Genomic DNA, 23316 nt, shown 5'->3' with positions numbered 1-23316 from the left:
TTATGAAGAGTTGCGCGCCGCTTTACAAACGGGGAAATGGAGAACTGAAAGTAATTCAACGTTGGCGAGGCGGACAGTGTAGTGGCGCTCGCTACCGGAGTCGAACTACCGGGACGAATTCGACCACCACTCTCTCTCTGCGTCATGGCCGGACTTGTCCCGGCCATCCACGGCCTGTCCCGCGGCACGAAGATCGTGGATGCCCGGGACAAGCCCGGGCATGACGAGTTCGGAGAATCTTACTTGAACGGTCCCTTACGTAAACAGCGTCGGCTGCCGGGCCGCGCGCTCCTGCGCTTCGACCACGGCGACGGCCGTCATGTTGAGGATGCCGCGTGCCGTCACCGACGGCGTCAGGATATGCGCCGGGCGCGCCGGGCCGATCAGGATCGGGCCGACGGGGAGCGCGTCCGCCAGCGACTTGATCATCTGATAGGCGACGTTGGCGGTGTCCAGCGTCGGCATGATCAGGATGTTGGCCTCGCCCTCGAGATTGGAATGCGGCAGCACCATTTTTCGCGCGGCAGCGGAGAGCGCAGTATCGCCCTGCATCTCGCCGTCGGCCTCGATCTCCGGATGCTTTTCCTTGAGCAGCTGGGTCGCGCGGCGCATCTTGCGCGAGGAATCGGTGTCGTAGCTGCCGAAATCCGAGTGCGAGACGAAGGCGATCTTCGGCTTGATGTTGAAGCGCTGAACGTGGACCGCGGCGAGCGAAGCGATCTCGGCGAGTTCCTCCGCGCTCGGATTGGGGCGAACTTGCGTGTCGGCGATGAAGAAGGCGCCCTTGCTGGTGATCAGCAGTGCCAGCGCCGCGTAGTCGCTGATGCCCGGGCAAAAACCAACGATCTCGCGGACATGGCGAAGATGGCTCATGTATCGGCCCTCGACGCCGCAGAGCATCGCATCCGCCTCCCCGCGCGTCACCGCGAGCGCAGCGATGACCGTGTTGTTGGTACGCACCACCGTGCGCGCCGCATCCGGCGTCACGCCCCTGCGGCCGGCGACCTCGACATAGGACTGCACGTAGGAACGGTAGCGCGGATCGTCCTCGGGATTGACGAGGTCGAAATCCTTGCCGGCGCGGATGGAGAGGCCGAAGCGCTGGATGCGCGCTTCCACGACCGAAGGACGGCCGACCAGGATCGGCCGCGCCAGGTTCTCCTCAAGCACCACTTGCGTGGCGCGCAGCACGCGCTCGTCCTCGCCTTCGGCGTAGATCACGCGCACCGGCTGGGTCTTGGCCTTGGCGAACATCGGCTTCATGACGAGGCCGGAGCGGAAGGCGAAGCGCTCGAGCAGCGCGGTGTACTCGTCGAAATTGGTGATGGGCCGCGTCGCCACCCCCGACTCCATCGCCGCCTTCGCCACCGCCGGCGCGATGCGCAAAATCAACCTGGGATCAAACGGGCTCGGGATCAGCGAGCCCGGGCCAAAACCCTGCGTCTCGCCAGTGTCGAAACCCTGGGCGACCGCATCCGACGGCGCCTCGCGCGCGAGCTGCGCGATGGCCTCGACGGCGGCGTGCTTCATCTCCTCGTTGATGGCGCTGGCGCCGACATCGAGCGCGCCGCGGAAGATGAAGGGAAAGCAGAGGACGTTGTTGACCTGGTTCGGATAGTCGGAGCGGCCGGTGCAGATCATGGCGTCAGGGCGCACCTTGCGCGCCTCCTCCGGCATGATCTCCGGGGTCGGGTTGGCGAGCGCCATGATCAGCGGCTTGTCGGCCATCGCCTTGGCCATCTCCGGCTTGAGCACGCCGGGCGCCGAGAGACCGATGAAGATGTCGGCACCGCCGATGACGTCGCCGAGCGTCCGCTTGTCAGTCTTCTGCGCATAGACCGCCTTCCAGCGGTCCATCGTGGTGTTGCGGCCCTCATGCACGAGGCCGTCGATGTCGCAGACCCAGATGTTCTTGCGCTGCGCGCCCATCGACACCAGAAGATTGAGCGTCGCGATCGCCGCGGCCCCTGCCCCGGACGCCACGATCTTGACGTCGGAGAGTTTCTTGCCGTTCAGCCTGAGGCCGTTGGTGATGGCGGCGGCGACGATGATGGCGGTGCCGTGCTGATCGTCATGGAAGACCGGGATCTTCATGCGCTCCTTGAGCTGCGCCTCGATCTCGAAGCATTCCGGTCCGCGGATGTCTTCCAGATTGATGCCGCCGAAGGTCGGTTCGAGCGCCGCCACAGTCTCGACCACGCGATCGATGGTGTCGGCGGCGATCTCGATGTCGAACACGTCGATGCCGGCGAATTTCTTGAACAGGACGGCCTTGCCCTCCATCACCGGCTTGGATGCCAGCGGGCCGATATTGCCGAGGCCGAGCACGGCGGTACCGTTGGAGACCACGGCGACCAGATTGGCGCGGGTAGTCAGCGTGGCGGCTTCCGCCGGGTTCTTGGCGATCTCGGTGCAGGCCGCGGCGACGCCCGGCGAATAGGCCAGCGCGAGGTCGCGCTGGTTGGCAAGCGGCTTGCTTGCCTGGATCTCGAGCTTTCCAGGGCGCGGCAGACGATGGTAGGCGAGCGCCGCCTGGTGGAGATCATCAGAATAGGACGACATGCGGTGTCTCGCCTCGCGTTACCGGCCTCAAAAATGCACGATCCGAAAGCGGCTGTCCAAGCGGACCGTATTTCCGGGTCATGGAAACGGGATGAAGCACGCCGGGCGCCCCGGTGGCAACATCCGATTGCGCGCCCATCAACAGGGCGCGCGGTCAAATATTTGAAAACCATAGCTTTCCCTGGACCACGCGGCGTTTCGCGAATATGGCAGGTTGCGCGGTGCAAAACGAGCAACTGGAGCTGGGAATGAAGCGAATCCTGATCGGCCTGATCGTGGCAGCCGTACTCGGCGCGGGCGGATGGTTCGGCTTCAACCTCTATGTCCAGCATCGGGCGACGAGCGAGGTCGAGGCAGCCTTCGAGCAGTTACGCGCAGGCGGCGGCAAGGCGAGCCATGGCAAGATCGGGTTCGAACTTGGGACGCGCACGCTGACGATCGAGGATATCACGATCGCTCCCGGCGAGCAGCCGCAGGCGCAGATCAAGATTGCCGGCATCAAGGGCGCCGGCGTTCGCCTGATCGACGATAACAGCTTCTCGGCCGACAGCATCGACGTCACGGGTTTCGAAGTCGCGCTGGACCAGGTCGGCGCCGCGAAGCTGAAGGCGTCCTACAAGATTCCGCAACTCACCTTGCGTGACTATGCCGGCCCCGTTCACGCCGGCAATGCGCCGACGGGCGGATCCCTGATCGAGCTTTACCGTTATGTACTCGATCAGTACGCCAGCATCACGGCATCGTCAGTCACGGCTCCGACGCTGACGATGACCTTCGATGCGAGCGGCAGCGCCGCCGGCAGCGGCGAGGTCGCCTATTCCGGGCTGGCAATCCAGAATCTCAAGCGCGGCAAGATCGATGCAATGAAAGCGGACCGCGCCGTCTTCACCATCGACGTGCCGCAACCGGGCAAGCAGGACAAGCTGACCGGCGACCTCTCCAACGTCGTCGTCAACGATTTCGACGCGACCGCGATCGCCGCGGCGCTCGATCCGCAGAAGACCGGCGACGACAGCTATCATCGCGTCTACCGCCAGATCTCGGCCGGCCCCTATGTGCTCAAATCGACCCAGGGCATTCGGATGGACATCGACGGTATCACCTTCGAGGACATCGCGGTGCAACCGTCAAAATTCCGGCCGGCCGAAATCATTGCGCTATTGCCGACGGACCGGTCGGTGGTCCCGACCGTCGCACAATCGCGCGAGATGATGGAGAAGCTCGCCGGGTTCTATGATGGATTTCGCATCGGCAAGATCGAGGTCGGCAAGTCATCCATGGGCACGCCGCAAGGGATGGCCAGGATCAATGCCGTCAGATACCGGGAGGGTGAGTTCGCGGTCGAGGGCGCCGATACGCCCTCGCCGCAAGGGCAGTTCAAGATGGAGCGGTTCGCGCTGAAATCGTTCAGCGCGGCAAACCTGATGCGCTGGGCGGCGGGGCTCAGCAGCCACGGGCAGCCGCCCTCGCCCGATCAGATGCTCGGCCTGTTCCGCGTGCTCGAAGGCGCGGAGATCAAGGGCGTGGTGGCGCCCTACAAGAATACGCGGCAGTTCGTCACCATCGACACGATCAGCCTGAACTGGGGCCAGCTGGTCGGATCGATTCCGAGCAAGGCCAATCTGGTCGTGAGGATGGTCGCGCCGGCAGATCCCGCCAATCCGGCGCAACGGCCGCTGATCATGGCAGGCGTGGACAAGCTCGCGATCGACCTCGATCTCGGTGCGGCCTGGACGGAATCGTCCGGCGCATTCGCGCTCGCGCCGGCCACGCTCGATCTCGGCAACCTTGCCAAGGCGCAGGCCCGCTTTGGGCTTGCCAACGTCCCGCGCAGCCTGTTCACGACCGACCCGGTGCAGGCGATGGGCCAGGCGGCGCAGGTCGAGACCGGCACGTTCGAGCTCTCACTGCGCGACAGCGGCGTGGTCGATCTCGTCGTGGCGCAGTTCGCGCGCATGCAGGACGTCAGCCGCGACGCCGCACGCGGCGCCATCGTCGCGATGATCAGGGCGCAGGGTGAGAAGATCACAGGGGCCAATGGCGACGTGAAAATGGCGGTCGATGCGCTCGCCGGTTTCGTGGAGACGTCAGGGCAGACGCTGACCGTCAAGCTAACGCCCCGCGCCAAGGTGCCGCTGATGCAATTGATGCAGCTGTCGCAAAGCGACCCCGAGGGCGCACTGGCGCAGTTCAGGATCGAGGCGTCGACGGGATTGTAGCTCTCGTGTCCCGGACGCGCCTCGGCACGCAGTGACGCTGCGCGTCCGGGAGAAAGCCTGCTGTGCCGAAATGTGGGCCCCGGCTCAGCAGCGCATCACTGCGTGCTGCGCTGCGTCCGGGGCACGCACCACTCACTTCTGCGGCAGGTTCACCCGCACATGCAGCTCGCGAAGCTGTTTTGTGGTCGCATCCGACGGCGCGCCCATCAGCAAATCCATCGCCTGCTGGTTCATCGGGAACAGCGAGATCTCGCGCAAATTCGTGGTGCCGCACAGCAGCATCACGATGCGGTCGACGCCCGCGGCCATACCGCCATGCGGCGGGGCGCCGTACTGGAAGGCGCGGTACATGCCGCCGAAGCGGTCGACCACTTCCTGCTCGCCGTAACCTGCGATCTCGAACGCCTTCACCATCGCCTCCGGCACATGGTTACGGATGCCGCCCGAGGCGATCTCGTAGCCGTTGCAGGTGATGTCGTACTGGAACGCCTTGATGGTGAGCGGGTCCTGGCCCTGCAGCGCGTCGAGGCCGCCCTGCGGCATCGAGAACGGGTTGTGCGAGAAGTCGACCTTCTTGTCATCCTCGTTGTACTCGTACATCGGGAAGTCGACGATCCAGGCGAGTTCGAACCGCTCCTTGTCGGTGAGGTTCAATTCCTCGCCGACCTTGTTGCGGGCGAGCCCTGAAAACTTCCAGAACTTGTCGGGATCGCCGGCGACGAAGAAGGCGGCATCGCCTTCCTTCACGCCGATCTGTGCGCGGATCGCAGCGGTGCGCTCAGGCCCGATGTTGTTCGCAAGGGGACCTGCACCCTCGCCGCCCTCGCGCCACATGATGTAGCCGAGGCCAGGCTGGCCCTCGCCCTGCGCCCACGAGTTCATGCGGTCGCAGAAGGCGCGGCTGCCGCCGCCCGGTGCGGGGATCGCCCAGACCTGGTTCTTGGGGTCTTCGAGCATGCGCGCGAAGACCTTGAAGCCGGAGCCGCGGAAGTGCTCGGAGACGTCCTGCATCTCGATGGGGTTGCGCAAATCCGGCTTGTCGCTGCCGTATTTGCGCAAGGCCTCGGCGAACGGAATCCGGCGCCAGTTCTTGCTCACCGGCTTGCCCTTGGCGAACTCCTCGAACACGCCGGTGATCACGGGCTCCATTGCCGCGAACACGTCTTCCTGAGTCACAAAGCTCATCTCGACGTCGAGCTGGTAGAACTCGCCCGGCAGGCGGTCGGCACGCGGGTCCTCGTCGCGGAAGCAGGGCGCGATCTGGAAATAGCGGTCGAAGCCCGACATCATCAGCAACTGCTTGTACTGCTGCGGCGCCTGCGGCAACGCATAGAACTTGCCGGGATGGATGCGCGAGGGCACCAGGAAGTCGCGTGCGCCTTCCGGCGAGGACGCGGTCAGGATCGGCGTGTTGAACTCGAAGAAGCCCTGCCCCTCCATGCGCCTGCGCATCGACTTGATGATCTCGACGCGCGTCATGATGTTCTGGTGCAGCTTCTCCCGGCGCAAATCGAGGAAGCGGTACTTCAGGCGGATGTCTTCAGGATATTCCTGGTCGCCGAACACCGGCAGCGGCAGATCGCCGGCCGGACCCAGCACCTCGATCTCGGTGACGTAGATCTCGATCTTGCCGGTCGGCAGATCGTCATTGTCGGTGCCCTCGGGGCGGCGGCGGGCCTTGCCGTCCATCCGCACCACGAATTCCGAGCGCAGCTTCTCGGCCAGCGAGAACGCCGGCGAGTCCGGATCGACCACGCACTGGGTCAGGCCGTAATGGTCGCGCAGGTCGATGAACAGCACGCCGCCATGGTCGCGAACGCGATGGACCCAGCCTGACAGGCGGACCGTCTCGCCGATGTTGCTCTCGCGGAGCGCGCCGCATGTATGTGACCGGTAGCGATGCATGGTCGTCCCAAAAATGATGTCGGAGGAAGCGAATCGGACGGCCTGTCATGGCCGGTCCGAGATTGCGGCAGGGTTTACCCGACGAGACCCGAGGCGGCAACCAAGGGAACGGGCTGTTTTGGGCTCGGAAGGCCCATTTTGGGCCGATCTGACGTCAAGCCTTTGCCATCAGGCGTTCCCCGCCTATCTTTACCTCCATGACCGTTCATTTCCCCTTCCAGAACTCCTATTCGGCGCTGCCGGACAGCTTCTTTGCCCGCGTCGCGCCGACCCCGGTCGCCGCCCCCCGGCTGATCAAGCTGAACCGCCCGCTGGCGGTCCAGCTCGGGCTCGATCCTGACCTGCTGGAGACCCCGGAGGGCGCGGCGATCCTGGCCGGCAAAACGGTTCCCGCCGGCGCCGATCCCATCGCCATGGCCTATGCCGGACATCAGTTCGGGCAGTTCGTGCCGCAGCTCGGCGACGGCCGCGCCATCCTGCTCGGCGAGGTCATCGACAGCGACGGCATCCGCCGCGACATCCAGCTCAAGGGCTCGGGCCCCACCCCGTTCTCCCGCCGCGGCGACGGCCGCGCCGCGCTCGGACCTGTGCTGCGCGAATACATCGTCAGTGAAGCCATGTATGCGCTGGGCATCCCGACCACCCGCTCGCTCGCCGCCGTCGTCACCGGCGAGCACGTCATCCGCGAGACCGCGCTGCCCGGCGCGGTGCTGACGCGTGTTGCTTCCAGCCATATCCGCGTCGGCACCTTCCAGTTCTTCGCCGTGCGCCGTGACACCGATGCGATCCGCCGGCTCGCCGACCACGTCGTCGCCAGGCACTACCCGGAACTAGTCGGCGCCGAGCGGCCCTATCATGCGCTGCTCGCCGGCGTCGTCGCGCGCCAGGCCGATCTCGTCGCGCGCTGGCTGCTGGTCGGCTTCATCCACGGCGTCATGAATACCGACAACAGCTCCATCTCCGGCGAGACCATCGATTACGGACCCTGCGCCTTCATGGACGCCTACAACCCTTCGCAGGTGTTCTCCTCGATCGACGAGATGGGCCGCTACGCCTATGCCAACCAGCCGCGTATCGCGCTGTGGAATCTGACGCGCCTCGCCGAATGCCTGCTGCCGCTGTTCTCCGACGAGCAGGAGAAGGCGGTCGCGGAGGCCCAGGACATCCTCGGCGCGTTCTCAGACCAGTTCAGCGCGGCTTATCAAGCCGGCCTGCGCAAAAAGGTCGGCCTGTTCACGGAGCGCGACGGCGACGAGGCGCTGATCCAGGACCTGTTTGACGCCATGGCCAAGAACCAGGCCGACTTCACCCTCACCTTCCGCAATTTGGGCCATGCCGCCGTTGATGGCAGTGCGGATGCGCGCGCGCAGTTCATGGAGCCCGCGGCCTTCGACGAGTGGGCCGGCCGCTGGCGCGCACGCATCGCGCTGGAGCCGCAGAGCGCCGCCGAGCGGCAGGCGGCCATGCACGCCGTCAATCCCATGTTCATCCCGCGCAACCACCGCGTCGAGGCCGTGATCCAGGCCGCGGTCAACGACGACAATTACGCGCCATTCGAGGAATTGGTGAAGGTGCTGGCGAAACCCTTCGAGGACCAGCCCGATTACGCCGCCTATGCCGATCCACCGCTGCCGGACCAGCGGGTGTTGCAGACGTTCTGCGGGACGTAGCCACAAACCCGGTGCGTAGGGTGGATTAGCCGAAGGCGTAATCCACCACTTCTCTCGAAGCCGGAAAGTAAAGAGGTGGATTACGCTTCGCTAATCCACCCTACAGATTGGCGCGGCTATCACGTCCGCTCTCCGAACTCGCCGATGAACTGAGTGTCTCCGCCCCAATCCTCCGGAAGCAGTTCTGCACGAACATCGCGGTGAAATGACGAATACGGCCAGTCGCAGACTCGCGACACATGCCCGTGCTTGACGGGATTGTAATAACAATACTCGACGTGGCGGGCGTAGTCGGCCTCGTCCCGGATCAGGTGCTCCCAGAACCGTCGCTGCCATATGCCGCGTTCATTCCGTGAGAAACGGACAGCGCTCAGCCGCTCGGTCACCGGGAGTGCTTTGGCGAAACGAGAGTTGATCAAGCGCCAGCGCACCGAAAAATCGGCGTCGCCCGACGGCAGCTTCCAGATTGCGCGGAGATGGTCCGGCAGAACCACGAAAGCATCGATTGCGAAGGGGTGGCTCTGTCGCGTTGCGGCGACCGTGTCTCGTAGGCTCTCAATCTGGTCGGTCAAAAGAGCTTTCCGCCGATCGAGCAGGTTCACGGTAAAGAACCAGCATCCTCCCGGGACGAATGCGCGGCGGTAGTCGGACATCGCCCACCGATAGCACAACTTGAAGTTGGCTCACTGTGGTGGATTACGCCTTCGGCTAATCCACCCTACGAAGCGAGCACTGTGGACGCAGGAACCGCTGTCATCAAACTGAAACACACGCCCTCTAACCGCCTGTCAGGGTCGTCTTGCCGGAGGCGCCCATCCTCCAACGGTCCCGACAAAGCGCGCCATGCCCTTCAAATTCATCCACATCACCGACACGCATCTGGCAAACCCCGGCTTGAAGCTCTATGGCCTCGACCCGCGCGCCCGGCTGGACGCTGCGATTGCCGACATCAACAAGCATCAGTCCGACGCGGCGTTCGCGGTCGTGACCGGCGACCTCACGCATTGGGGCGAGCCGGAGTCCTACGCCAATTTCGCCGACGCGATGGCCGCGCTCAAAATCCCTTACATTGCCATGGTCGGCAATCACGACAAGCGCGTGACTTGCCTCGATAGCCTGAAGGCCGCGCCGCGCGATTCAAACGGCTTCGTGCAGGGCACGCGGACCACCGAGCACGGCCTGTTCGTCTTCCTCGACACGCTGGACGAGACCAGCCACGCCGGCGAGATGTGCGCCAAGCGCTTCGACTGGCTCGCGAAGACGCTCGCGGCTGCGCCTGCCGACCAGCAATTCGTCGTGTTCATGCATCACCCGCCCTTCCCGATCGGCGTCCATGCGATGGACGAGATCGGGCTGAAGCAGAGCGCCGAATTTGCCGAGGTGATCGCACCCTATCGCGCCCGCATCCGCCATCTCTTCTTCGGCCATGTGCACCGTCCCATCTTCGGCAGCTACGGCAAGATCCCGTTCTCGACCTTGCGCGGCACCAACCACCAGGTCTGGTTCGAGCTCGACGCCAACGCGCCGCACCTCGCCAGCCACGAGCCGCCGGCCTATGGCGTCGTGCTGATCGACGACGAGAATCTCGTCGTGCACAGCCACGACTTCCTCGACGAAAGTCTGCGCTTCCCGTTCGAACCACCCGTGGGAACGGACGGCCGCGACTATGCGCTCAATTTCCCGGCGCGGTGAGATGAGCCTCGCCGAACCCGCGGCTCTTCCGGTCGCGACCTCGGCGGCGCCGCGCCTGGACGTCCTGAAGCGCCTCGGCACGCGCTTCAGAGCTTCGCTGCCCGCCTATCTCCTGTTGCTGCCCTCGCTGGTCTTCCTCGCGCTGTTCACCTATGGCGCGATGGGCCGCGTGCTCGTCGATGCGCTCTACCAGCGCGCCACGCCGAAGGCGCCGGTCCGCTTCGTCGGTCTCGACAACGTCGCAGCGGTGCTGGCCGACCCCGCTTTCTCCGGCGCGGTCGTCAACAATCTCGTCTATGCTGTGGGCACCGCGGTCCCCAGCATCGGCCTCGCGCTCTTGTTCGCGCTGGCGCTGTCGCGCACCAACGCCGTGAGCAGCGCGCTGCGCACGGCACTGTTCCTGCCGGTGCTGATCCCGATGGTCGCGGCCTCCGCGCTGTTCATGTTCATCTTCCTGCCCAATGTCGGCCTGCTCGACTACTACATTGGCCGCTTGCTTCCGGTGCTGCCGAACTGGCTCGGCGACCCCGATATCGCGCTTTACGCGATCATGGTCATCACGATCTGGAAGAACGCGGGCTATTACATGCTGTTCTTCCTCGCCGGCCTCCAGGCCGTGCCCGAAGACGTGATGGAGGCCGCACATCTCGACGGCGCCGGGCCTTACATGCGCCTGCGCCACATCATCCTGCCGGAGCTCAAGCCCACTTTCCTGTTCGTTACCGTGATCGCCACGCTCAACGCGGTGACGCAGGTCGACCACGTCTTCGTCATGACCCAGGGCGGACCGTCGAACTCGACCAACCTCGTGCTGTTCTACATCTACCAGCAGGCGGTCGAGCATTACGACGTCGGCAAGGCCTCGGCCGCGACGCTGCTGACTCTCGCCGCACTGATGGGCCTCACCGCGCTCTCCTTCCGCACCATGGCCAACCGCGAGGGCGGGCCATGAAGCTGTTCGACCGCCTGTTCAGGGACGCCCCGCTCGCCACAAGGGGCGAGATCACGCCCAAGCTCGGCTTCCTGCTGACCGTGCTGCTCGCGATCGTCTGGCTCATCCCGTTCCTGTGGATGGTCGTGGCGACGCTGCGCCCGGCCTCCGACGGCATCAACGCCATGGCCGAGTTGATGCCGAGCCTGAAGCCGACGCTCGACAATGTCAGGGATGCCTGGGAGATCGGCGATTTCCCGCGCTACACGCTCAACACCACGATCATCTGCGCCGGCATTCTGCTGGTGCAGTTCGCCACGATCACGCTGGCGGGCTTTGCCTTCGCCCGCCTCGCCTTCGTCGGCAAGACGCTGATCTTCTATCTGTTCCTGATGCAGCTGATGCTGGTGCCGGTGCTGCTGATCGTACCGAACCTGTCGCTGGTGGCGCAGCTCGGCCTCTACGACACGCTCACCGGCGTGATGATGCCGTTCTTCGCCTCCGCCTTCGGCACCTTCCTGATGCGGCAGGCGTTCGAAGCCATTCCGACCGAACTGGAAGACGCCGCGCTGATCGATGGCGCCAGCCTGTTCCAGCGCATCCGCCACATCTACGTGCCGCTGTCGGTGCCGAGCTTCTCGGCCTTCGCCATCATCTCCGTCACCAGCCACTGGAACGACTTCCTGTGGCCGCTGATGGTGATCAACTCGCCGGACAAGCGGCCGCTCACGGTCGGGCTCTCGGTCTTCACCAAGACCGCGGAGGGCACGCAAGCGTGGGGCACCATCGCCGCCGGCACGCTGATGGTGATCGCGCCGCTGCTCATCACCTTCCTGATCTTCCAGAAGCGCTTCATCAGCTCTTTCGTCACCTCAGGCATCAAATAGGAGATTCTTCGATGCTGTTTTCCCGCAGGCTCATGCTGGGCCTCGCCATGGCAGGCTCTATGGCAGGCGCCCTCGCCTTTCCGGCTCTCGCCGGCGAAGGTCCGACCGAGATCGATTTGTTCTTCCCCGTCCCCGTCGACGGCAAGCTCGCCCGCGACATGGGCACCTTGATCAAGGAGTTCAACGAGACCCATCCGGACGTCAAGGCAACCGCGGTCTACACCGGCTCCTATGACGACACGCTGATCAAGACGCGCGCCGCGATCAAGGCCGGCAAGCCGCCGTCCGCCGTGATCATGTCGGCCAACTTCCTGCTCGACATGCAGATCGAGAACGAGCTCACCAATCTCGATGCCCTGATCAAGGCCGACGGCACCACCAAGGAGCAGTTCCTCGGCCAGTTCTTCCCCGCGCTGCAGGGCAACGCGGTGATCAACCGCTCGGTCTACGGCGTCCCGTTCCACAATTCGACGCCGCTGCTCTACATCAACGCCGACAAGGCCAAGGAAGCCGGTCTCGATCCGAGCAAGCCGCCGCAGACCTGGGCCGAGCTCACCGACTGGGCCAAGAAGCTCACCAAGCGCGAGGGCGACAAGGTGACCCAATGGGGCGTCGCGATCCCCTGCGCCTACGACTATTGCGGCTGGATGATGGAAACGCTCACCATGAGCAATGGCGGGCGCTACTACAACGAGGAGTTCGGCGGCGAGGTCTATTACGACACGCCCTCGATGCTGGGCGCACTGACCTGGTGGAACGACCTTGTCACCAAGCACAAGGTCCATGCGCCCGGCGCCACGCCCGGCCCTGCCGTCAGCACCTCTTTCATCTCAGGCAATGCTGCGATGATGATGCTGTCGACGGGCTCGCTCACTTACGTGCGCGACAACGCCAAGTTCAACTACAAGGTCGCCTTCATCCCGCGCAACGTCCGCAACGCCGTGCCGATCGGCGGCGCCTCGCTGATCGTTCCGGCCGGGCTCGAGGCCGACAAGCAGAAGGCCGCCTGGACGCTGATCAAGTGGATGACCTCGCCCGAGAAGAGCGGCTGGTGGAGCCGCGCCACCGGTTATTTCGCGCCCAACATGGCCGCCTACAAGACGCCTGAGATGGTCGACTTCCTGAGCAAGAACCCGGACGCCAAGACCGCCGTCGAGCAGCTCGATGTCGCAAAGCCCTGGTTTGCGACCTACAAGACCGTCCCGGTGCGCAAGACGCTGGAGGACGAGGTGATGCTGGTCCTCAACGGCAAGAAGCAGCCGAAGGAGGCCCTCGCCGCCGCCCAGAAGGCCGCGGATGAGACGCTGAAGCCGTACAATGCGGAGACGTCGCTGAAGCTGCCGTAAGGATCGCTGCATCGCCAACGACCATCGGCGCTCCGTCATGCGGGGCGCCGATTTCGTTTTAGGCGGTCGCCCGTATTAACCCCCCGTCCACCATCCGGCGGCCCGCACCGCCGGTAACCATCGCAATTAACAGACCCTCAACGCACCCCCGACAAATCTATCAATGTTTCTGGAGATTTCGCCGTGGATCTGTTGGTTTTCGAGTTCCTGGGATTGGCGTTGGTCGCCATGTGCGTGGTCGTGGTGGCGTTGCCCTGTGCCCGCAAATCCTCGCACCGGGTCCGCTACGAATAGGAATTTCGTCGGAAAAAGCGATTCCGATCCAAATGCAAGGCTCGAATTCGCATCGAGCCCCTTGACATCACAGCGCTTTCGGCAGAACGGCTGATGTCAAGTGTCATGGGCCGTTCATGGATTTGATTACCACCACCGCTGACCTCGCGGCTGCCTGCAGCCGGCTGGCCAAGCACCCCGTCATTACCGTCGATACCGAGTTCCTGCGCGAGACCACCTACTACCCGCTGCTATGCGTGGTGCAGATGGCCAGCGCCGAGGAAGCCGTCGTCGTCGATACCCTGGCCGAGGGGATCGACCTCAAGCCGTTCTTCGAGCTGATGGCCAACGAGGCCGTGCTGAAGGTCTTCCACGCCGCCCGTCAGGACATCGAGATCATCTGGCACCAGGCCAACATCATCCCGCATCCGGTGTTCGACACCCAGGTTGCCGCGATGGTGCTGGGGTACGGCGACAGCATCGCCTACGACGCGCTGGTCGAGAAAGTCACCGGCCACCGCCCCGACAAGACCCACCGCTTCACCGACTGGTCGCGCCGGCCGCTGACCAAGGAGCAGATGCATTACGCCGTGTCCGACGTCACGCATTTGCGCGACGTGTTCGCAGCGCTCGATGCCGACCTCAAGAAGCGCCGCCGCAGCGAATGGGTCTCCATCGAGATGGAGGTCCTGACCTCGCCCCGGACCTACGACTTCCACCCCGAGCGCGCCTGGGAGCGGCTGAAGACGCGCGTGCGCAAGCCGAAGGATCTCGCGGTCCTGATGGAGGTCGCCGCCTGGCGCGAGCAGGAGGCGCAGAGCCGCGACGTGCCGCGCGGCCGCGTGCTGCGCGACGAGGCCGTCAGCGATATCGCGACCCACGCGCCGAACACGCTCGAGAAGCTCGCCCATCTGCGCTCGGTGCCGAAGGGTTTTGAGAAATCCAAATGGGGCGCGGACATCGTCGCCGCGGTCGAGCGCGGGCTGGCGCGGGATTTTTCGACGCTGCCGAAGCTGGAGAAGCCGCGCAACAACAACAATGGCGCCGCCATCGTCGAGCTCTTGAAGGTGCTGCTGCGCATGACCGCGGAGCGGCATGCGGTCGCCAGCAAGGTGATTGCCACCGTCGACGATCTCGAAGAGATCGCAGCCGACGACGAAGCCGACGTCCCCGCCTTGCGCGGCTGGCGCCGCGAGCTGTTCGGCGATGCCGCCTTGAAGCTCAAGCGCGGCGAGCTGGCGCTGGCGATCGAGAAGGGCCGCGTGATCGGGGTGCAGCGGGCGTAAGGCTGCCGCCAGCTATCAACGCGGCATAATTCAGACCGTCATCCCCGCGCAACGGCGAAGCCGTTGTCTGCAAAGGCGTGCGATGCAAAGCATCGCACGGGGATCCTCGAAGGATGAGCGGCCACACTGCGAGCCAGCCGGGCCGTCGCCCTTCGAGGGCCGCTGAAGAAGCGGCCACCTCAGGGTGACGGTGTTAGATTGAGCGCCCAGACAAGAGCCTACGCCGGCGTCAGCTTCGCCACTTCCGCCTTCATGTCATTCAGCACGCCCGAAATGGCGGCGACGAGGTCGTCGATCTGCGCCTTGGTGACGATCAGCGGCGGGCAGATGGCGATGGCGTCCAGCATGTTGCGCGAGATCACGCCGCGCTCCTGGAGCATGCGGCTGGCGATGCCACCGACTGCGCCCGGCGTCGCCGCTGCGGTCTTGCGCCCCTTGTCGAGCACGAGCTCGATTGCCGCGATCATGCCGACGCCGCGGACCTCGCCGACCAGCGGATGGCTGGTGAGCTCGCGCAGTCTGCCCTGCATGTAGGCGCCGAGCTCGGCGGCATGCGCGACCAGGCCGCGCTCCTCGATGATCTTGAGGTTTTCCAGCGCAACCGCCGATCCGACCGGATGACCGCCCGCGGTGAAGCCGTGGCCGAGCACGCCGATCTTGTTGCTCTCGTCCGCGATCGGCTCGAACATGCGATCGTTCATGATGATGGCCGAGAACGGGAAATAGCTCGAGGTGATCTGCTTGGAAACCACGAGCACGTCAGGCTTGATGCCGTAGGTCTCGCAGCCGAACATCTTGCCGGTTCGGCCGAAGCCGCAGATCACCTCGTCGGCGACGAGCAGGATGTCGTACTTGTTCAGGACCGCCTGGATCTTGTCCCAATAGGTCGCCGGCGGCACGATGACGCCGCCCGCGCCCATCACCGGCTCGCCGAAGAACGCCGCGATCGTATCGGGACCCTCCTTCTGAATCAGCGCGTCGAGCTCCTCGGCCCGGCGCGTCGCAAACGCTTCCTCGGTCTCGCCGGGGGCGCCGTCCTTGTAGAAATGCGGCGAGCCCGTGTGCAGGATGTTCGGCAGCGGCAGGTCGAACGAGCGGTGGTTGTTCGGCAGGCCGGTGAGGCTCGCCGAGGCAATGGTGACGCCGTGATAGGCGCGCATCCGGCTGATCACCTTCTTGCGCTGGGGCTGGCCGAGCGCGTTGGAGCGATAGGCGATCAGCTTGAGGACGGTGTCGTTGGCTTCCGAGCCGGAATTGGTGAAGAATACCTTGCTCATCGGCACAGGCGCGAGCGCGACCAGTTTCTCGGCAAGGTCGATCGAGGGCCCGTGCGATTTGGCGGAGAACGTGTGATAGAACGGCAGCGCCAGCATCTGCTTGTGTGCAGCCTCGACCAGCCGCCTCTCGTTGAAGCCGAGCCCGACGCTCCACAGGCCGGCCATCGCCTCGAAATAGCGCTTGCCCGACGCATCGAAGACGTAGGGACCCTCGCCGCGCTCGATCACCAGGGGACCGGCCTGCTGATGGGTGCGCGCATTGGTGTAGGGATGGAGCTGATAGGCCACATCCCGGGCCTCTTGCGAATTGGGCAGCATGGACATTTGCGAGGATCCTTGAAAGCGTCACGTCGCAGGCACAGCCGGCGTCATCACTCGATGATCAAGTACCTTGGCTATTGCGACAGCGCAGAACTTGCAACGCCAATTCGTCGGCAGCAAGCGCTCAGCAGCGATGCACAAAGATGCACGCGAAAAAGCTGCACGTGACATTGCCGCACGTGACAAAGCCGCACGTGACAAATCCGCTCATGACGAAGCAACACGTGGAGCAGCTCTCATGCCGCGTCGTCGTCATGCCCGTCGTCAGTGCCGGCGGCGGCTTCCCTCACCTCCACCAGCGCCATCGAGAGCAGATAGACCGTCGTCGGCAAACCCAGCCCGCGCGCCCTCTCGGCCGCACGCGACAGATCGCTCGCCAGCTCCTTGAGCTCGTCTCCCCGTGACAATCTCTCACCCCATCCGCCGGTCGCGGCCGCCTACACCGCAACGGCGCCGCTGGTTCTGATCAGTTCGGCGCTGGACTGGATTGTAGCAAAATTCCCGATGACATTCACTACCGCATGCTTATAGGCGGCGGCATCGCCCGTACCCGGCTGCCGGCAAGCCGCGGCGTCAGCGACGACCTGGTAGCGATGGCTGCGGTGAAACCCATCAACGGCGGTGGCCAGGATGGTCTCGTCCAGGGAAAAACCGATCAGAATGCAGCGCACAGTGCGGATATTGGACATGTAGTCCACGAACCGCGACGAGCTGTAGGCCGACGGCAGCGGATGGTCGAACGTCATTTCTCCCGGCCGCGGCTTGGTCTCCGCGATCCAATCGGTCAGCCTCGATGCCGGATTGAACCACGCCGCCTGTGCGATGCGCTTCAGATGCATCACCGGCCAGAGATTGCCCCGCCACAAGGTCAGGAGTTCCAGGCAGCGCGCAGTGACGGCGTCGCCGTCGAGGACGACGTGGCGGCGCCCAGGGGTCAGATATTCGACCTGGAGATCCGCGCAGACCAGGATCGGCGGATCTTCGTGAATGGAAGCCAGCATTGTCTTGCGCAGAGCTGCACCAGTTTCAACGGTCGGCGAGCGCGAGATCCCGCAGCGGTGAGGTCACCGCCCGCCCCGCCGAAGCGTCGAGCACGCCCGGCCGGTCCCAATCGCCTTCGGGGCGGATGATCACGTAGGGATCGCTGTCCAGCGTGATCGCGTCCGGTCCCGGCTCGATCTCCAGCAGCATTTCCGTGTAGGAAAAATCCGAGAACGTGACCTTGCGATTGTGGCCGAGCGGCTTGGCGCCGAAATGGGCCCAGAAATCGACCAGCCTGTCCTGCGCCTGGCCGTAGATCTTGCGAAAACCCTTGCGCTTCACATAGTCGACGCTGGCCTGCACCAGCTTGAACGAGACGCGCGAGCGCCGGTATTGGTGGCGGACCGCGAGCCGCTCCACCTTGGCGAAATCGCCGAAGAAGCGCACCCGCAGGCAGCCTGCGGGCTCGTTGCCGACGAAGCCGATGAAATGGGCCGCGACCATGTCGTTGCCGTCGAACTCCTCCTCGAACGGACAATCCTGCTCGGCGAGATAGACCGCCGAGCGAATGGCAGTGACCAGCATGAGATCGCTTGGATCGCGCGCAAGGCGGATGGTGATGGCGCGGGAACAGGGCTTGGCGACGGGAATCCTAGTACCGTGCATCTGCAAAACTCCTTGCTTGGATGATCGCGCCTGGCATCCGCATCGGCTGCCGATGCCAGGGCCGCTCGTAGCACCAGAGGTCGGGCTGGAAGCTCGGGACCGGCGCAAAGCCGGTCGCCTTCATGATGTCGCGTCCGGCCACCGTTGACGGCTGCGCATAGCAATCGGCGCTGCGAAACCTTAGCTGTCGCAGATGTGCTGCAGCCTTGCCGAGACCGGCGATACCGCGTCCCGTCGCCGCGATCGCCCAGATGTAGATGGCAGCGACCTCTTCGTTCGCGGAAGCGAGATAGCGCGTCTCGGGCGCGGCGAGGCAGATCTCGTCGAGCAGCAGCGCATCGTGCCCGCGGTCATTGAGAAACAGGAAAGCCATGCCGCCGACGAGATCGCCTTTCCGGCGGAACGTCAGGATGCTCTGGGGATCGAACGTGAAGTAATGCGCAAGTTCGGCTGTCCCGATCCGCACGCCCGGCACCAGCCGGTGCGCCATCTGCGAAAGCGGTGCAATTTCGGACAATTGCGCGCAGCGGACATCCACATCCGAGCTCAGCGGCAAGGCATCGAAATCATGCCTTGCGGCAAACGAGCCCCTTTCCATAGCCATATCGCGCCTCTATCGTCCGGGCTTTCGTGCCCCGCTATGCCGACGAGCTTAGCGGCTGGGGATCAGGAGTATGCAGCAGTTATTGCACCGGGGTGCTGCTATGATGCAGCACCGTGAAGAAGCCCTGGGCGCGTCCTGGGACGATTTGAAACTGTTTTTAGCGTGCGCAAAATATAAAAGTTTTCGCAACGCCGCTGAGGAGCTCGGGCTCACCTCCACGACGCTGATGCGCCGGATCGACCGGCTCGAAGAGAGCATCGGCTGCAAGCTGTTCCTGCGCGACCAGAGCGGGCTCACGCTCAGCGATGAAGGCACCGCGATGATCGCCGACGTTGCGCATATGGAGCGTCATGCCTTCAACGTCTTCCGGCGCGCCTCGCGGTCGTCGAACGACACCTCAGGCACAGTGCGCGTCGCGGTGACGGAAGGCCCGGGCAATTTCTGGATCCTGCCGCGACTGATCGACTTCCAGAAGACCTACCGCAAGATCACCGTCGATCTGCGCTGCGCGATGGAGCAGGCCGACGTCGCACGGCTTGAATCGGACATCGCGATCCAGCTCGAGCCGCCGACCAATCCGGATCTGATCGTCGCCAAGCTCGGGCGTCTGCACATCTATCCCTTCGTCTCCAAGGAGTACGAAAATCTCTACGGCGTGCCGGCGACGCTGGCGGACCTGAAGAACCACCGCATCATCAAGCAGAGCGCGCCGCAGGTCGACGACGGCGCCTACGCGCGCGTGCTCGGACTGAAGTCGCTCGAGGGCATCGTCGGGATCAAGACCAACTCCTCGGTCGGCGTGCTCTATGCCGTCGAGCGCGGCGCCGGCATCGGCTTCCTGCCGACGGTCTCGATCGCGCTCGGCGCGCCGCTGATCGCCGTCGATCTCGGCGTCAGCCACCACGCCGATCTCTGGCTCACCTATCACCGGGAATTCCGCACCTCCGAGCGCCACAAGATCGTGGTCGACTGGCTGAAGAAGATCTTCGATGCCAAGACCTATCCCTGCTTCCGCGACGAGTTCATCCATCCGAACGCGCTGATGCCGATGATGACGGCGGCGCGCGAGGGTTTTGGATTGACGGGATATGTCGCGGCGACGCCGACCTAGGAGGCTGCGCCTACCAGCGATATTCGAACCCGACCGTGCCCTGGTGCGAGGTCAGCTCGTTGCGAAACTTGCCGTCGTAATTGACGTAGAGCCGCGCGACGCTGGTCAGGCTGAGCGAAGCCGAGGCACCGGCATCCACGCCGTAACGGCTCTCGCCGATGCCGGGAACGACAATGTTCTGGGCGCCGAGGCTGACCTGGACCGATCCCAGATCCTGGTGGAAATTGTCAACGAACTTGCCGTAGCCGGACAGGTCCAGGATCTTCTGGTCGATGATGAAGTAGCGGCCGATCTCGGCCCCGATCATGATGCGTGCGCGTGAGAGCGCCGTCGAACCAACGTTGAGCGGATCGAGGCCGCCGGCCTCCTGGAACGCCGCGCTGGTGGCGCGCACATATTCCAGTGCGCCCTTGGGCACGATGCGCATCTGGTCCTTGGTCCAGTAATAGCTGATCTCGGTCAGCGCGCCGTCGACCGCGGCGCGATAGCCCGCGGTCGCAAGGCCAAGGCCGGTGTCGCGGCTGGAACGGACCTTGCCGAAGCCGTGCACCACGGCAAAGGCCCAGGTCCATGGCCCCTTGTCGACCGAGCCGTTGAAGCCGATTTGCGTCAGGTCGAGCGTGGCCGATTGCAGCGCCAGCGGCACGTCGACGTCGGTGTGGCTCTGGTCGACGGAGAAGCCGAGATTGACACCCGGAGCCACGCGCGCGCCGAAGCCCGCGACGCCGCCAACCGTCTTGCGCCGGTCGCCGACGAAGTCGCCTTGCGCATCGGTCCGGACCGAGATGCCGTAGCCCTCGAACCAGGTGCGGTAGCGCGGATCCTCGGTGGCGGCGGACGCGCCGCCGCCGCCGGGGTTGGTGCGGAACGTCCGGTTGAAACCGTTCGATGCCTGGTTGCCGAGCCGCTCCAGGAAGTTCGAGCCGAGATCGAGCGCAGCGTTGCCGGCTGACGGGGACGGGATCGGGGTGGGTGACGGCGTGGGCGTCGGGGTCGGCGTAGGCGTCGGGCTTTGCGCGAAGACTGGCGACGTGGCCGACATCAAGACGATCGCAAACGCCGTCGCGATCGCTGCCGCGACCCTGCGGACGCGGTCCAGCCCGATCGTCTGCCGTGTCCCGGAGGGCTGCGGTGTGCAGCACATGACGACAAATCCCGAAGCAAATGGCGGCGCGCAAAAATGCAACACGCGCGGCGCACGCATGTCGCGATTTGTGCCGAACTGCCACGGAGGGTCAACCGCTTAGCCCGCGGTCACCGAGGCTATTGCCCTCGATTGTGGTTCCGCGGCCACAGGTCGGAAATTGCAGAACGGCACAATCCGCCCGCCCTTGAAATTTACGCGCGGCTTGCTAACGGGCGATTTTCATGTTGCAATGTTGGACACAATCGGAATTGGCCGCTCGGCTGTGCGTTTCGCGACATTGAGACTCAAGACTCGAACAGACTCCCGGAAGCCCGTTTGTGGCGTGGCACGCGAAAAGCGGCCGCGTCTTTTTTATATCTAGTGGAGGAGACTAGCGATGCCGCAAAAGGGCACCGTCAAATGGTTCAACCCGACCAAGGGCTATGGGTTCATCAAGCCGAACGGCAGCGACAAGGACGTGTTCGTCCACATCTCCGCCGTCGAGCGTGCCGGACTCTCGACCCTCAACGAGAACCAGGTGGTTGAATACGACCTCGTGGAGAACCGCGGCAAAGCATCCGCGGAGAACCTCAAGGTCTCCTGATATCTCTCAAGCCAAAGCGCGAGAGATCATGACGTTGCCCCCGGCTCTGCCGGGGGATTTTGTTTGGGACGCCCGTCGCAGGAATGCGGCTCAGCTCACCACCGGCGCAACCAGAAAATTCTCCGACGCGGAGCTTCCGTCGGTCTTGCACACGTCGCCCTCGATCCGGACCTTGCCGGTGGCGAGCAGCCGCAGCGCTTCGGGATAGATGCGATGCTCGACCTCGAGGATGCGCTCCGACAGCGTATCCCCCGTGTCGTGATCGCTCACGGGAACCGCGCCCTGCATCACGATCGGGCCAGCGTCGGTCTCGGGGATCACGAAGTGCACCGTCGCACCGGACAGCTTGACGCCGGCACGCAGCGCCTGGCCGTGCGGATCGAGGCCGGGGAAGGACGGCAGCAACGACGGATGGATGTTGAGCATCCGCCCGTACCACGCCCTGGTGAACTCGGCCGTGAACAGGCGCATGAAGCCGCCCAGACAAATCAGCTCGATGCCGTGCTGGTCGAGCGCCGCCTGCAGCACCTTTTCGAAACCGGCGCGGTCCTTGCCGAACGGCTTGCTCTCGATCACCAGCGTGTTCACGCCGCTTGCCTTGGCCCGTTCAAGGCCGAGCGCATCGGCCTTGTTCGAGATGACGAGCGAAATCTTCGCCGGGAAATCCGCCGCGCTTGCGGCCCTGATCAGCGCGGACATGTTGGAGCCGCGGCCGGAGATCAGGATGGCGACGCGGCGCTTCATCACAGCGCCAGTCATTACAGTGCCATGTCGAGATGGCCGTTATAGACGACGCGGTGCTCGCCCTCGGCCGGGATCACGGTGCCGAGCTGCGCCACGGTCTCACCGGCGTCGGTGAAGACCTGCATGACCTCGTCGACCTTGTCGGGCTCGACGATCGCGATCATGCCGATGCCGCAGTTGAAGGTGCGCAGCATCTCCAGCTCGGCGATGCCGGCCTGCGCGGCCAGCCATTTGAACACCGGCAGCACCGGCAGGCGGGCCAGATCGATGCCGACACCGAGGTTGTTCGGCAGCACGCGCGGAATGTTGTCGGTGAAGCCGCCGCCGGTGATGTGGGCGAGCCCCTTCACCGCGCCGGTCTCGCGGATCGCGCGCAGGCAGGATTTGACGTAAAGTTTCGTCGGCGTCAGCAGCGCGCCGCCAAGGGTCATGACCGGGGCGAACGGCGCCGGCGCCTCGAAGCCGAGGCCCGATTGTTCCACGATCTTGCGCACCAGCGAGAAGCCGTTGGAATGCACCCCCGACGAGGCGAGGCCAATCACGGCGTCGCCGGCCGCGATGTCCTTGCGCGGCAGCAGCGTGCCCCGCTCCGCAGCACCGACGGCAAAGCCGCCGAGGTCGTAGTCGCCGTCCTTGTACAGGCCGGGCATCTCGGCGGTCTCGCCGCCGATCAGGGCGCAGCCGGATTCGCGGCAGCCCTCCGCGACGCCTGCGACGATCGAGGCCGTCGCCTCCGGATCGAGCTTGCCGCACGCGAAATAGTCCAGGAAGAACAGCGGCTCGGCGCCCTGCACCACGAGGTCGTTGACGCTCATGGCGACGAGATCGATGCCGATCCCGCCATGCAGCCCGGTCTCGATCGCGATCTTGACCTTGGTGCCGACGCCGTCGGTCGCGGCCACGAGGACCGGATCCTTGAAACCGGCCGCCTTGAGGTCGAACAGGCCGCCGAAACCGCCGATCTCGGCGTCGGCGCCCGGCCGTGCGGTGGCGCGCACCATCGGCTTGATCAGGTCGACCAGGCGGTTGCCCGCATCGATATCGACGCCTGAATCGGCGTAAGTGAGGCCGTTTTTGCGGTCGGTCATGCCCGATTTCCAGTGGGTTCGCG

20 protein-coding genes are annotated in these 23316 nt (G+C 64.6%); 9 read left to right on the top strand and 11 right to left on the bottom strand.

Going from position 1 to position 23316, the window contains the following annotated elements:
• Nucleotides 1-255 precede the first annotated feature (255 nt).
• On the bottom strand, nt 256-2562 hold the full coding sequence (locus XH81_RS36395; RefSeq protein ID WP_028144969.1) for an NADP-dependent malic enzyme: 2307 nt from the start codon (nt 2560-2562) through the stop codon (nt 256-258).
• 248 nt (nt 2563-2810) lie between these two features.
• Here XH81_RS36395 and XH81_RS36390 point away from each other — a divergent pair, with 248 nt between their 5' ends.
• Entirely contained in the window at nt 2811-4781 is a 1971-nt protein-coding gene (locus XH81_RS36390) for a hypothetical protein (protein WP_028144970.1), read from the top strand.
• A 132-nt stretch (nt 4782-4913) separates the two neighbouring features.
• Here XH81_RS36390 and aspS read toward each other — a convergent pair whose 3' ends face one another.
• Nucleotides 4914-6686: an aspartate--tRNA ligase gene (gene aspS, locus XH81_RS36385; RefSeq protein WP_028144971.1), complete on the bottom strand. Its 1773-nt coding sequence runs from the start codon at nt 6684-6686 to the stop codon at nt 4914-4916.
• A gap of 197 nt (nt 6687-6883) precedes the next feature.
• On the opposite strand from aspS, the gene XH81_RS36380 reads away from it, so the two are divergent.
• Entirely contained in the window at nt 6884-8356 is a 1473-nt protein-coding gene (locus tag XH81_RS36380) for a protein adenylyltransferase SelO (RefSeq protein ID WP_028144972.1), read from the top strand.
• A 119-nt stretch (nt 8357-8475) separates the two neighbouring features.
• On the opposite strand, the gene XH81_RS36375 is transcribed toward XH81_RS36380, so the two are convergent.
• Nucleotides 8476-9009 carry an REP-associated tyrosine transposase gene (locus XH81_RS36375; protein WP_028144973.1) on the bottom strand — a complete coding sequence of 178 codons (534 nt, stop codon included), beginning with the start codon at nt 9007-9009 and terminating at the stop codon, nt 8476-8478.
• Nucleotides 9010-9199: 190 nt separating this feature from the next.
• Between XH81_RS36375 and XH81_RS36370 the strand changes: the two genes are divergently transcribed.
• The 5 genes from XH81_RS36370 (at nt 9200) to rnd (ending at nt 14771) form a co-directional block, all read left to right on the top strand.
• A complete protein-coding gene (locus tag XH81_RS36370) occupies nt 9200-10048 on the top strand; it encodes a phosphodiesterase (RefSeq protein WP_028144974.1) in 849 nt (282 codons plus the stop codon).
• A 1-nt stretch (nt 10049) separates the two neighbouring features.
• Nucleotides 10050-11000, top strand: coding sequence for a carbohydrate ABC transporter permease (locus tag XH81_RS36365; protein ID WP_028144975.1), 951 nt, complete (start codon nt 10050-10052; stop codon nt 10998-11000).
• Nucleotides 10997-11866 carry a carbohydrate ABC transporter permease gene (locus XH81_RS36360; RefSeq protein ID WP_028144976.1) on the top strand — a complete coding sequence of 290 codons (870 nt, stop codon included), beginning with the start codon at nt 10997-10999 and terminating at the stop codon, nt 11864-11866. The genes XH81_RS36365 and XH81_RS36360 overlap by 4 nt, the downstream gene beginning before the upstream one ends.
• 11 nt (nt 11867-11877) lie before the next feature.
• On the top strand, nt 11878-13212 hold the full coding sequence (locus XH81_RS36355) for an ABC transporter substrate-binding protein (protein WP_028144977.1): 1335 nt from the start codon (nt 11878-11880) through the stop codon (nt 13210-13212).
• Nucleotides 13213-13622: 410 nt separating this feature from the next.
• Nucleotides 13623-14771, top strand: a complete 1149-nt coding sequence (gene rnd / locus XH81_RS36350) for a ribonuclease D (RefSeq protein WP_028144978.1) — start codon at nt 13623-13625, stop codon at nt 14769-14771.
• 218 nt (nt 14772-14989) lie between these two features.
• Here rnd and XH81_RS36345 read toward each other — a convergent pair whose 3' ends face one another.
• From XH81_RS36345 to XH81_RS36325, 5 genes are all read right to left on the bottom strand, one after another.
• Nucleotides 14990-16372 (bottom strand): aspartate aminotransferase family protein, encoded by a 1383-nt coding sequence (locus XH81_RS36345; protein WP_028144979.1) that lies wholly within the window; start codon nt 16370-16372, stop codon nt 14990-14992.
• Between the two features lie 233 nt (nt 16373-16605).
• Nucleotides 16606-16776, bottom strand: a complete 171-nt coding sequence (locus tag XH81_RS36340) for a hypothetical protein (protein ID WP_162832232.1) — start codon at nt 16774-16776, stop codon at nt 16606-16608.
• 30 nt (nt 16777-16806) lie between these two features.
• On the bottom strand, nt 16807-17370 hold the full coding sequence (locus XH81_RS36335; protein WP_028144980.1) for an isochorismatase family protein: 564 nt from the start codon (nt 17368-17370) through the stop codon (nt 16807-16809).
• A gap of 25 nt (nt 17371-17395) precedes the next feature.
• A complete protein-coding gene (locus XH81_RS36330; protein WP_028144981.1) occupies nt 17396-18016 on the bottom strand; it encodes a GNAT family N-acetyltransferase in 621 nt (206 codons plus the stop codon).
• The gene (locus XH81_RS36325) at nt 18003-18620 is read right to left on the bottom strand and encodes a hypothetical protein (protein WP_028144982.1); all 618 of its coding nucleotides are present in this window, start codon (nt 18618-18620) and stop codon (nt 18003-18005) included. Before XH81_RS36325 ends, XH81_RS36330 begins: the two co-directional genes overlap by 14 nt.
• A 70-nt stretch (nt 18621-18690) precedes the next feature.
• On the opposite strand from XH81_RS36325, the gene XH81_RS36320 reads away from it, so the two are divergent.
• Nucleotides 18691-19731 carry a LysR family transcriptional regulator gene (locus tag XH81_RS36320; protein ID WP_271596806.1) on the top strand — a complete coding sequence of 347 codons (1041 nt, stop codon included), beginning with the start codon at nt 18691-18693 and terminating at the stop codon, nt 19729-19731.
• 10 nt (nt 19732-19741) lie between these two features.
• Here the strand turns inward: XH81_RS36320 and XH81_RS36315 are convergent, their stop codons facing one another.
• Nucleotides 19742-20875, bottom strand: coding sequence for an autotransporter outer membrane beta-barrel domain-containing protein (locus tag XH81_RS36315; RefSeq protein WP_028144984.1), 1134 nt, complete (start codon nt 20873-20875; stop codon nt 19742-19744).
• A gap of 379 nt (nt 20876-21254) precedes the next feature.
• Between XH81_RS36315 and XH81_RS36310 the strand changes: the two genes are divergently transcribed.
• Nucleotides 21255-21461 (top strand): cold-shock protein, encoded by a 207-nt coding sequence (locus XH81_RS36310; RefSeq protein ID WP_007591938.1) that lies wholly within the window; start codon nt 21255-21257, stop codon nt 21459-21461.
• A 90-nt stretch (nt 21462-21551) separates the two neighbouring features.
• Here the strand turns inward: XH81_RS36310 and purN are convergent, their stop codons facing one another.
• Nucleotides 21552-22205, bottom strand: coding sequence for a phosphoribosylglycinamide formyltransferase (gene purN, locus XH81_RS36305; RefSeq protein WP_271596805.1), 654 nt, complete (start codon nt 22203-22205; stop codon nt 21552-21554).
• A 14-nt stretch (nt 22206-22219) separates the two neighbouring features.
• Nucleotides 22220-23293 carry a phosphoribosylformylglycinamidine cyclo-ligase gene (purM, locus tag XH81_RS36300; protein ID WP_028144986.1) on the bottom strand — a complete coding sequence of 358 codons (1074 nt, stop codon included), beginning with the start codon at nt 23291-23293 and terminating at the stop codon, nt 22220-22222.
• Nucleotides 23294-23316 lie beyond the last annotated feature (23 nt).

Origin of the sequence: Bradyrhizobium sp. CCBAU 25360 (genome assembly GCF_028128695.1) — a bacterium.
In the GTDB taxonomy this organism is placed as follows: domain Bacteria; phylum Pseudomonadota; class Alphaproteobacteria; order Rhizobiales; family Xanthobacteraceae; genus Bradyrhizobium; species Bradyrhizobium ottawaense.
This window is presented reverse-complemented; position numbering and strand designations above follow the sequence as displayed.